We start from the raw sequence: 11453 nt of genomic DNA on the forward strand, positions 1-11453 counted from the left end.
CACATGATTCACCCAGCCGGGTGATCAGTCCACCAGATCCCGCACCACCGCGTCCGCCAGCAGCCGCCCCCGCAGGGTCAGGACGGCGCGGCCCTCCTCGTAGGGGCCCGGTTGCAGGAGGCCGTCGGACAGGGCGCGGGCGGCGGCCTTCGCGCCCGCCGGGGCGAGGAGGTCCAGGGGGCAGCCGGCCGCGAGGCGGAGTTCGAGGAGGATGCGTTCGACGCGGCGGTCCTCGTCGGTCAGGAGTTCGCGGCCCGCGCCCGGGGACCGGCCCTCGGCGAGGGCCTGTGCGTACGCGCCGGGGTGCTTCACGTTCCACCAGCGGACGCCGCCCACGTGGCTGTGCGCGCCGGGGCCCGCGCCCCACCAGTCCGCGCCCGTCCAGTACAGCTCGTTGTGGCGGCAGCGGCCCGCCTCCGTCGTGGCCCAGTTGGAGACCTCGTACCACTGGAAGCCGGCCGCCGACATCGCCTCCTCGGTGATCAGGTAGCGGTCCGCGTGCACGTCGTCGTCGGTCATCGGGACCTCGCCGCGCCGGATCCGGCGGGCCAGCTGGGTGCCCTCCTCGACGATCAGCGCGTACGCGGAGACATGGTCGGGCGCCGCGCCGAGCGCCGCGTCCAGCGTGGCCCGCCAGTCGTCGTCGGACTCGCCGGGCGTCCCGTAGATCAGGTCGAGGTTGACGTGCTCGAAGCCCGCCGCGCGCGCCTCGGCGACGCACGCTTCCGGGCGGCCCGGTGTGTGCGTACGGTCCAGGATCTTCAGGACGTGCTGCCGGGCGCTCTGCATGCCGAAGGAAATCCGGTTGAAGCCGGCCTCCCGCAGTTCGGCGAGGTAGCGCGGGTCGACGGACTCCGGGTTGGCCTCGGTGGTGACCTCGGCGCCGTCCGCCAGCCCGAACTCGTCACGGATCGCGGCGAGCATCCGCCCCAGGTCGGCGGCCGGGAGCAGGGTCGGTGTGCCACCGCCTACGAAGACCGTCTCGACCGGCCGGGGGTCGTCGCCGAGCACCTTGCGGGCGAGCCGGATCTCCTCGGCGACGGTGTCCGCGTAGTTCTCCCGCGAGGCGAGCGCGCCGCCCGAGCCGCGCAGCTCGGTGGCCGTGTACGTGTTGAAGTCGCAGTAGCCGCAGCGCGTCGCGCAGTACGGCACGTGCAGGTAGAACCCGAGCGGCCGGGCGGCCGCCCCCGTCAGGGCGTGACCGGGCAGCGCCCCGTCTTCGGGCATGGGCTCACCGTCGGGGAGTGCGGAAGGCATGTGGTCCATTGTCCGGCATCGGGCGGGGAGCGAGGGGGGCGCCTGCGGGCGGACGGTACGGGGGCAGGACCGGGGCGGTACGGGAGGGCGGTACGGGGGCAGGACCGGGGCGGTACGGGAGGGCGGTACGGGGGTGCACGGTGGGCGGCCGGCGCAGGGCCGCCCGGCCGCCTCCGCCCGCCCCGTCCGCTATCGCTCCCCGGTCGCCTGGAGCACCAGCAGCGCCAGGTCGTCGTCCGGCGGCGTGTCCGCGAACGCGTGCACCGCCCGCCGGATGTGCTCGGCGACCGCGGTGGCCCCCAGGCCGGTGCAGGCGGCCAGGTGGTGGGCCAGGCCGTCATCGTCGTCGAACTGGCGGTGGCCCGAGCGCCGCTCCGTCACCCCGTCCGTGACGCACAGCAGCGTCTCGCCGGGGGCCAGCTCGAAGGACTCGGACTCGTACGACGTGTCCTCCACCACTCCGACCAGCATCTGCGGCGCCGCGGCGATCCGTACCGCGCCGTCCGTGCCGAGGACCAGCGGCAGCGGGTGCCCGGCGCTGGCCAGGGTGCACCGGGCGCCCGCCGTGCCGTCGGCGTGCGGCACGATCTCGCCGTACAGGAGGGAGAGGAAACGGGTCTGCTCGCCCTCGGCGCGCAGTTCGAGGGACGGGTCCAGGCCGCTGCCCGCCGCCGCGACCGCCGCCGTCACGGCGGCCACCGAGTCCGCGGCCTCGCGCGCCATGGTCTTGTTGAGCCGGTCCAGCACCTCACCCACGCCGAATCCGTCGCGGGCCAGCAGCCGCAGGACCGGGCGGGCGAGGCCGGTGACCGCCGCGGCTTCCGGGCCGTTGCCGCACACGTCGCCGAGGGCGAAGCACCAGCGTCCGTTCCCGGCGTGGAACAGGTCCCAGAAGTCGCCGCCGGCCCAGGCGCCCTCCCGCGGCTCGTACACCACGGAGGACTCCAGGCCGGGGACGGCGGGCCGGCCCCTGGGCAGCAGGCGGCGCTGGAGCACCTGGCTGATCCGCTCCTGGTTGCGGTACGCGCGGGCCGTGGCCAGGGCACGGGCGACCCGGCGGGTCAGATCCTCTATGAGACCCACGACCTCGTCGGGGAAGCGCATCAGCCCGGCCCGCCCGATCAGCAGTGTGCCCTGGTCGCGGCCGCCGGCCATCAGGCGGCAGGCCAGTGCGGCGCCACCGGGCCCGTACCCGCTCGGCTCCTGCGGCCAGGGCCACGGCACGGCGGCCCCGGCACCGTCCCGCTGCGGTCCGGGGGCCGGCACCATCGGCGGGTCCTTCTCCAGAGCCATCCGCAGGGCGTCGATGCGGCCCTCGCTGGAATGCCAGACGCGGGCGAGCCGCGGGGCCTCGCCCGCGCCCTCCCGGCCGCCGCCGTGCAGCCAGACCGCGCACCAGTCGGCGAGGCGCGGTACGACCAACTGGGCGGCGAGCAGCGCCACCTGCTCCTCGTCGAGCTGGCCGGACAGCAGGTCGGACGCCTCCGCGAGGAAGGACAGGGCGCCGTGGTTGATCCAGTCCGCGTCGGTCCGGCGCGCCGGGGAGCGGCGGGCGGGCGCGGGGGCGAGCAGTTCGGCGGCGCGCAGCCCGCGCTGCAGCTCCAGGTCGTGGTGGGAGAACCGGGCCGGCGGCCCGTAGGCACGGTGCCGCGGGCCGGCCTGGAGCCGGAACCACACGGTCTTCAGGTCGCGCCGGTACGTGATGCCCCAGGACTCGGCGACGGCGCCGACCAGTTGCAGGCCGTGGCCCCGGCTCTCGTTCGGGGAGGCCGACTGGCGCGCCCGTACGGCACGGGCGGGGTGGTGGTCGGAGACCTCGATGACGATCGCGGTGCGTGGGCTGTTCGGGGGTGGGTCCGGGGGTGCGTCCGGGGCTGGGGGCGTGTCCGGGTGCGGGGTGGTGTCCGGGTGCGGGGGCGTGTCCGGGTGCGGGGTGGTGTCCGGGTGCGGGGGCGTGTCCGGGTGCGGGGTGGTGTCCGGGTGCGGGGGCGTGTCCGGGTGCGGGGTGGTGTCCGGGTGCGGGGCTGCGTCACCGGCATCCGTAGCCGCGCCGGCGCCCGCGGTCGTGCCCCCGGCCGTATCCGCTTCCGTGCCCGCGTCCAGGTCCGTTTCCAGGTCCGTTTCCAGACGGCACAGCAGTTCCACGGTGGTGCCCGCGTGCACCACGACGTTCGTGACCAGCTCGCTGACCAGGAGGACCGCCTCGTCGGCGAGGCGGTCACCGAGGGCGTCCGCGCCGGGCAGCGACCGGGACACCCAGTCGGCCAGGACGGCCCGTACGAACTGGCGCGCCGCCGCGGCCGCACGCGGATTGCCGGGCAGGCTCGACCGGCGGACGCTGTCCCGCCCGTCGGTGGCGGGTCCGGCGCCGGGGCCGGAAGCCGGTCTGGAGGGCGGGGCGGCGGGAGCCTCCACGGGAGCGGGTTCGGCGGGAGCGAGCTCCGCGGCTCCGGCATCAGCGGGAGCAGGTTCCGCGGGCACGGCTTCGGCGGATCTCACCTCACTCTCCCCCGCCCCGGTGGCCGGATCCGTCGCATCCGGCGCGCCGGCCGTCTCCCCGGCTGGGTCCGTGTCCGCCTCCGTGCGGGAATCCACCGGCCTGCCTCCCTCGGAACGAGCGTCGGTGAACTCCTCGTGAGGCCCGCCAGGAGCCACCGCCCCGCCGGGACCGCCGCGCCCGGGGCGGAACGCCGCCCGGGCCACCGCGGCGCCCCGGGCCGGGGCGTCCCTGTCCGACGAAGTTGTCGTCCTCATTGAGCAACTCCCGAGCAGTTCCGCAATAGCGCCGAATACGCCACTCACAGAGTGACAGACTGAGCGCACCCATAAGCACCGAGTTACTGAAGTGGGGAGACATGGCGGTCGATTCGGCAGTGCCCCGAGTGTCCCTCGATCCGGGTGGTGACGTCGTGCGCGCCGCCGATCTCAGACCGCTGCTGACCGCTTTGACGTCGATGGCGGCCGGAGACTTCCGCACCCGGCTGCCGGTGGCCCAGGAAGGCCTGCTGGCCGAACTGTCCGCGGTCTTCAACCAGATAGCTTCCCGCAACCAGCACCTGTCCGACGAGCTGTTACGCCTGCGGTCGGAGGTCGTGCGCCAGGGCCGGCTGGACGAACGGATGTCCGCCAGCCCGGGTCCCGGCACCTGGGCCACCTCCGTACAGGCCGCCAACGCCATCATCGACGCGCTGGTCATCCCGACCACCCAGGCCACCCAGGTGCTGGACGCGGTGGCGGGCGGCGACCTGACCTTGCGGGTGGACCTGCACGACGGCAACCGTCCGCTGCGCGGCGACCGCCGGCGCCTGGGCCGGGCGGTGAACCGGATGGTCGACCAGCTGTCGCTGTTCACCGGCGAGGTCACCCGGGTGGCCCGCGAGTCCGGCACGGAAGGCCGGCTCGGCGGGCGCGCCAAGGTGGCCGGGCTGTCCGGGAGCTGGCGGGACGTGACCGAGGCGGTCAACACCATGGCGGCCAGGCTGACCGCCCAGGTGCGGGACATCGCGCTGGTGACGACGGCGGTGGCGCGCGGCGACCTGACCCGGCAGGTGACGGTGGAGGCGGCGGGCGAGCTGCTGGAGCTGAAGCTGACCGTCAACACGATGGTCGACCAGCTCTCCGCCTTCGCCGACGAGGTCACCCGCGTCGCCCGCGAGGTCGGCACCGAAGGGCAGCTGGGCGGCCGCGCCCAGGTGCGGGGCGTGTCGGGCGTCTGGAAGGACCTCACCGACAACGTCAACTTCATGGCGTCCAACTTGACCAGCCAGGTGCGCAACATCGCCCAGGTGACCACGGCGGTGGCCAACGGTGACCTCAGTCAGAAGATCACCGTGGACGCGCGCGGCGAGATCCTCCAGCTGAAGCTGACCGTCAACACGATGGTCGACCAGCTCTCCGCCTTCGCCGACGAGGTCACCCGCGTCGCCCGCGAGGTCGGCACCGAAGGGCGGCTCGGCGGCCGGGCGCACGTACGCGGCGTGTCGGGCGTCTGGAAGGACCTCACCGACAACGTCAACTTCATGGCCGACAACCTCACCTCCCAGGTGCGCAACATCGCCCTGGTGGCGACGGCGGTCGCGGAGGGCGACCTGGGCCGGAAGATCACGGTCGAGGCGAAGGGCGAGATCCTGGAGGTGAAGTCGACGATCAACACGATGGTCGACCAGCTCTCCGCCTTCGCCGACGAGGTCACCCGCGTCGCCCGCGAGGTCGGCACCGAAGGGCAGCTGGGCGGCCGCGCCCAGGTGCGGGGCGTGTCGGGCGTCTGGAAGGACCTGACCGACAACGTCAACTTCATGGCGTCCAACCTCACCTCCCAGGTGCGCAACATCGCGCAGGTGACCACGGCGGTGGCCGACGGCGACCTGTCCAAGAAGATCACGGTCGACGCGCGCGGCGAGATCCTGGAGCTGAAGGACACCGTCAACTCGATGGTGGAGCAGCTGCGGGCGTTCGCCGACGAGGTCACGCGGGTGGCGCGCGAGGTCGGCACGGAGGGCAACCTGGGCGGCCGGGCGCAGGTCCGGGGCGCGTCCGGGGTGTGGAAGGACCTGACGGACAACGTCAACTTCATGGCGTCCAACCTGACGACGCAGGTGCGCAACATCGCGCTGGTGGCCACCGCGGTCGCCCAGGGCGACCTGTCCAAGAAGATCGACGTGGACGCGCGCGGCGAGATCCTGGAGCTGAAGACCACGCTCAACACGATGGTCGACACCCTGTCGTCGTTCGCGTCCGAAGTCACCCGGGTCGCCCGCGAGGTGGGCAGCGAAGGGCAGCTGGGCGGCCAGGCCCGGGTGGAGGGCGTGTACGGCACGTGGAAGCGGCTGACGACGAACGTCAACGAGCTGGCGTCGAACCTCACCACCCAGGTACGGGCCATCGCCGAGGTGGCCTCGGCGGTGGCGGCCGGCGACATGACCCGTAACGTGACCGTGGAGACCCAGGGCGAGGTCGCCGAGCTGCGCGACAACATCAACCTGATGGTCTCCAACCTCCGGGAGACCACCCGCGCCAAGGACTGGCTGGAGTCGAACCTCGCGCGGCTGGCCGGGCTGATGCAGGGCCACCGGGACCTGATGGAGGTCGCCGACCTGATCCTGCGGGAGCTGACACCGCTGGTGAACGCCCAGTACGGCGCCTTCTTCCTGGCCGACACCGACCGCGACGACCTCCAGATGGCCTTCATCGCCGGGTACGGGTCGTCCCTGGACACCACGATCGACACGCCGGGCTCCATGGACCACGGCCTGGTGCGCCAGGCCGCGCTGGAGAAGAAGCGCATCCTGGTGGAGGACGCCCCGCCGGACTACATCAAGATCAATTCGGGACTGGGCGAGGCCAACCCGGCGACCGTCGTCATCATCCCGGTGCTGTTCGAGGACCAGACGCTCGGCGTCATCGAGCTGGCGTCCTTCTCCCGCTTCTCCGACGTGCACCTGGCCTTCTTCGACCAGTTCGTGAACACCATCGGCGTGGCCATCAACACCATCGTCGCCAACTCCCGTACCGAATCCCTGCTCGGCGAGTCGCAGCGGCTGGCCCGCCAGCTCCAGGAGCGTACCGACGAGCTCCAGCGGCGGCAGGCGGAGCTCCAGCGGTCGAACGAGGAGCTGGAGGAGAAGGCGGCGCTGCTGGCCAGTTCCTCCCAGTACAAGTCCGAGTTCCTGGCGAACATGTCGCACGAGCTGCGCAACCCGCTGAACTCGCTGCTCATCCTCGCCCGGCTGCTCGCCGACAACCCGGACGGGCACCTGAACGAGCAGGAGGTGCAGTTCGCGATCACGATCCACCGGTCCGGGTCCGACCTGCTCCAGCTCATCAACGACATCCTCGACCTGTCCAAGATCGAGGCGGGCCGGATGGACGTACGGCCCAAGCGGCTGCCGCTGATCAAACTGCTCAACTACGTCCACGACACGTTCCGGCCGATGACCCTCGACCGGGGGCTGGCCTTCGAGGTGTCGGTGAGCGAGAACGTGCCCAAGGAGCTGTTCTCCGACGAACAGCGCCTCCAGCAGGTGCTGCGCAACCTGCTGTCCAACGCGGTGAAGTTCACCGCCGCCGGCAAGATCGACCTGCGGGTGGACCGCTCCGGGGACGGCACGATCGCCTTCACCGTCACGGACACCGGCATCGGTATCGCGCCGGAGAAGCTGCCGGTCATCTTCGAGGCGTTCCAGCAGGCGGACGGCACCACCAACCGCAAGTACGGCGGTACCGGCCTGGGCCTGTCGATCAGCCGGGAGATCGCGGGGCTGCTCGGCGGCCGGATCACCGCGAGCAGCCGCCCCGGCATCGGCAGCGTCTTCACCCTGCACGTCCCCATCGACTGCCCCGGGTACACCCCCGAACCGCTGGACAGCGCCGAGCAGCGCGCGGACGGTGCGCTGCACCTGGCGAAGACGCCGCGGCACCACCCGCGCTCGGGGCCGCCCGCCCCGCGCGACGAGGCACCGTGGCCGACCACCACCCGGCTGGAGGACTGGGTGAGCGGGCCCTCGGGCAGCCTGCTGTCCGGCTGCCAGGTCCTGGTCGTCGACGACGACATCCGCAATGTCTTCGCGCTCACGAATGTGCTGAGCCGGGTCGGCATGCGGGTCCTCTACGCCGAACACGGCCGGGAGGGCATCGAGATGCTGGAGAAGAATCCCGGTGTCAACCTGGTGCTGATGGACATCATGATGCCGGAGATGGACGGTTACGAAACCATTCGCGCGATCCGGCGTACGCCACGCTTCGCGGATCTGCCCGTCATCGTTCTCACCGCGAAAGCGATGCCCGGCGACCGTGAGAAATCCCTGGAGAGCGGAGCCAACGAATACGTCCCGAAACCCGTCGACGTGGACCGCCTGCTGGCAGTGACCGTCGATCTCCTGTCCCGGCACGGCTCCGGAAATCCGGCCCCGGGCGGTGAATCAGGCAAGCACGACCCCGACGCGACCTCTTCGAGGTCCCAAGGCACCGAAGGCCCATCATGACCCACGCACCCGACACCGGCGCCGGCGCCGGAACCGACGACCGGGCGGGCATCCTTCTCGTCGACGACATGGAAGACAATCTCGCCGCGCTCGAAGCGGTCCTGGGCTCCCTCGGCGAGCCGCTGGTCCGGGCCCGGTCCGGCGAGGAAGCGATGAAGGCACTGCTCCGGCAGGAGTTCGCGGTCGTCCTGCTGGACATTCTCATGCCCGGCATGGACGGCTTCGAGACCGCTTCCAACATCAAACGTCTCGACCAGACGAAGGACATCCCGATCATTTTTCTGACCGGGACGGACAGCGACTCCGGATTCGCCTTCCGCGGGTATTCGACCGGCGCCGCCGACTACCTCACCAAACCATTCGATCCCTGGGTGCTCCGCGCGAAGGTGAACGTCTTTCTCGACCTGCACCGCAAGAACCGGCAGTTGCGACGACTCATAAAGCAGGACCATGCCCGGATGGGCGAGTTGGCGGACCGTATCTCCGAGATCGAGCGCCGCCTTTCCGGCAGCTCCGTGCCCGGTGAGCGCGATCTGAGCGAGAGCGTGGCCCGCATGGGCGAATCGGTACGGGCGTTGCGGCGGGGGCGGTAGCGGAGCCGGGTTCCGGTGGGGGAATCGGTTTCCGGGAGGGGAATCGTATTTCGGCAGGGGGCTCGTACGGGCCCCGGGCGGTACGGGCACCGGCGGGCACCGGTGCTCGTACCGCCCGGAGTCGGCGCGGCCGCCGCCGTCAGGGGTGCCAGCCGCTACGTCTCGCGGGGCGGCCGCCCCTTGGGCACGGTCCGTGACGTCCCGCGGGGCACGGGCCGTCACGACTCGCGAGGCGCGTCGCGGGCCGTCACGACTCGCGGGCGCCCTCATACATCTCCTCCAGCAGGTCCTTGAAGGCCCGTTCCACCACCGGCCGCTTGATCTTGAGGCTGGGCGTCACCTCGCCGTGCTCGATGTCCAGGTCCCGCGGCAGCAGCCGGAACTTGCGGATCTGCTGCCAGCGCTGGAGCCCCTCGTTGACCCGCTCCACGTACCCCTCGATCAGCTCGCGGGTCTGCGCCGCGGCCACGACCTCGGCGTACGGCCTTCCCCTGAGGCCGTGCTCGGCGGCCCAGCCCATGATCGTCGGCTCGTCGAGGGCGATCAGCGCGGTGCAGAAGTTCCGGTTGGCGCCGTGCACCAGCACGTTGGAGACGAACGGGCAGACCGCCTTGAACTGCCCCTCGACCTCGGCCGGCGCGATGTACTTGCCGCCGGAGGTCTTGATCAGGTCCTTCTTCCGGTCGGTGATCCGCAGATAGCCGTCCGGGGACAGCTCGCCGATGTCGCCGGTGTGGAACCAGCCGTCCGACTCCAGCACCTCGGCCGTCTTCTCGGGCAGCCCGTGGTAGCCCTCCATGATGCCGGGCCCGCGCAGCAGCACCTCGCCGTCCTCGGCGATCCGCACCTCCGTGCCGGGCAGCGGCTTGCCGACCGTGCCGGTGCGGTACGCCTCGCCGGGGTTCACGAAGCTGGCCGCGCTGGACTCGGTGAGGCCGTACCCCTCCAGGATGTGGATACCGGCGCCGGCGAAGAAGTAGCCGATCTCGGGGGCGAGAGCCGCGGAGCCGGAGACCGCGGCACGCAGCCGGCCGCCGAAGGCTTCGCGGAGCTTGGCGTAGACGAGCGCGTCGGCGATCTTGTGCTTGGCGCCGAGGGCGAACGGGACGGAGGCGTTGCCGGTGCGGCGGAAGTTCTCCTGGGACGCCTTGGCGTACTCCCGTGCCACCCCCGCCGCCCACTGGAAGATCTTGTACTTGGCGGCGCCGCCCTCCCGGGCCTTGGACACCACGCCGTTGTAGACCTTCTCGAAGATCCGCGGCACGGCCGCCATGTAGGTGGGCTGCACCACCGGCAGGTTCTCGATGATCTTGTCGACCCGGCCGTCCACCGCGATCACATGCCCGACGGAGATCTGCCCCGCCGTCAGCACCTTCCCGAAGACGTGCGCCAGCGGCAGCCAGAGGTACTGCACGTCGTCCTCGGTGACCAGGCCGGTGGCCTGGATCGCCCGCGCCATGTACGACCAGCAGTCATGCGGCAGCCGTACGCCCTTGGGGCGGCCGGTGGTGCCCGAGGTGTAGATCAGGGTCGCGAGCTGGTCGGCGCGCAACGCCGCGATCTGCTCCCGTACGCAGTCCGGGTTCTTCTCCAGGTGGGCGGCGCCGCGCCGCTCCAGCTCGGCGAGGGAGAGCACCCAGTCCTCCGGGTCACCCTCGGCGGGCTGCGCGTCGGCTTCCCGGATCACCACGACATGGGCCAGTTCCGGCAGGTCGGCGCGCTTCCCGCGGGCCTTGGCGAGCTGCCCCGCGTCCTCGGCGATCAGCACACGGCTGCCGGAGTCGGCGAGGATGTACGCCGTCTCGTCCGCGTTGGTGCTGGGGTAGACGGTGGTGGTGGCCGCGCCGGAACACAGCACACCGAGGTCGCTGAGGATCCACTCGACGCGGGTACTGGCGGCGAGCGCCACCCGCTCCTCGGACCGGACGCCCAGCGAGATCAGCCCGGCGGCCACCGCGTACACCCGCTGGGCGGCCTCGGCCCAGCTCAGCACCTTCCAGTCGTCGGGCCCCCGGCCCGCGGCGGGCGGCACCGGATAGCGGTACGCCTCGTGGTCGGGGGTGGCCGCGACACGCTCCAGGAAGAGGGTCGCCACGGAAGGTGGCCGGTTCTCGATCAGCGTCTGGGTGTCCGTCACGGCATCCTCCGGGGCCCGCTACGTTGCTGGTGACTCGCGAGTAACCTTCGAGCAGTGATCAGACTAGAGCGCGTTGCGCCATGGCGTAAGGGGCTGCGGGGGACGGGTTCAGGAGGGGCCCGGCGCGGTGGGTGCCTGATACACGTTTCCTTCCGACCGGGTGCCCGGTGAGTCTCCGGCGGGCCGTTGGGGCGGATGCACGAGCCGCTGACCAGCGTTGATGCCGGTCGGCCGGGGTGCGGGCGGCGCGGTCGGCCGGTGTCGGCAGGGAGCCCACCAGTACGGGCGGGAGGCGGCCTGCGGTGTGAGCAAGGTCGCCGGGCTCGTGCGGCACTCGGATTGCGGACACGCCGTACGCCGTTCGTGGGGCGGTACGTCAGTCGTTCGTGTGAGGTGGGTCGTTCGTGTGCTGCGGGTGTGCGCCGCCGCCCGCGCGCCCGCCCGGGGCGGCCGCCGGGTGCGCGGGGCGCCCGCCGGGCGCGCGGG

At 72.0% G+C, this 11453-nt stretch carries 5 protein-coding genes; 2 read left to right on the forward strand and 3 right to left on the reverse strand.

Annotation, left to right across the window (positions count from 1 at the left end; translation table 11 throughout):
- Positions 1-24: 24 nt before the first annotated feature.
- Both hemW and JXZ78_RS32400 read right to left on the reverse strand, forming a co-directional pair.
- Positions 25-1257 (reverse strand): radical SAM family heme chaperone HemW, encoded by a 1233-nt coding sequence (hemW, locus tag JXZ78_RS32395; protein ID WP_033038663.1) that lies wholly within the window; start codon positions 1255-1257, stop codon positions 25-27.
- Between the two features lie 189 nt (positions 1258-1446).
- Positions 1447-3525 carry a SpoIIE family protein phosphatase gene (locus JXZ78_RS32400; RefSeq protein ID WP_372498462.1) on the reverse strand — a complete coding sequence of 693 codons (2079 nt, stop codon included), beginning with the start codon at positions 3523-3525 and terminating at the stop codon, positions 1447-1449.
- A gap of 587 nt (positions 3526-4112) precedes the next feature.
- Between JXZ78_RS32400 and JXZ78_RS32405 the strand changes: the two genes are divergently transcribed.
- Entirely contained in the window at positions 4113-8237 is a 4125-nt protein-coding gene (locus JXZ78_RS32405; protein WP_238783515.1) for a HAMP domain-containing hybrid sensor histidine kinase/response regulator, read from the forward strand.
- Positions 8234-8830 carry a response regulator gene (locus JXZ78_RS32410; RefSeq protein WP_030023021.1) on the forward strand — a complete coding sequence of 199 codons (597 nt, stop codon included), beginning with the start codon at positions 8234-8236 and terminating at the stop codon, positions 8828-8830. Before JXZ78_RS32405 ends, JXZ78_RS32410 begins: the two co-directional genes overlap by 4 nt.
- A 247-nt stretch (positions 8831-9077) precedes the next feature.
- Here JXZ78_RS32410 and JXZ78_RS32415 read toward each other — a convergent pair whose 3' ends face one another.
- Positions 9078-10967 (reverse strand): AMP-dependent synthetase/ligase, encoded by a 1890-nt coding sequence (locus JXZ78_RS32415; protein ID WP_030023020.1) that lies wholly within the window; start codon positions 10965-10967, stop codon positions 9078-9080.
- Between the last annotated feature and the right edge of the window lie 486 nt (positions 10968-11453).

This window comes from Streptomyces monomycini, assembly GCF_022271435.1.
Lineage (GTDB): Bacteria > Actinomycetota > Actinomycetes > Streptomycetales > Streptomycetaceae > Streptomyces > Streptomyces monomycini.

What these genes read in the sequence shown, in the direction of transcription:
- hemW (WP_033038663.1), bottom strand. Translation starts at nt 1,257, where the DNA reads ATGCCTTCCGCACTCCCCGACGGTGAGCCCATGCCCGAAGACGGGGCG.
- JXZ78_RS32405 (WP_238783515.1), top strand. Translation starts at nt 4,113, where the DNA reads ATGGCGGTCGATTCGGCAGTGCCCCGAGTGTCCCTCGATCCGGGTGGT.
- JXZ78_RS32410 (WP_030023021.1), top strand. Translation starts at nt 8,234, where the DNA reads ATGACCCACGCACCCGACACCGGCGCCGGCGCCGGAACCGACGACCGG.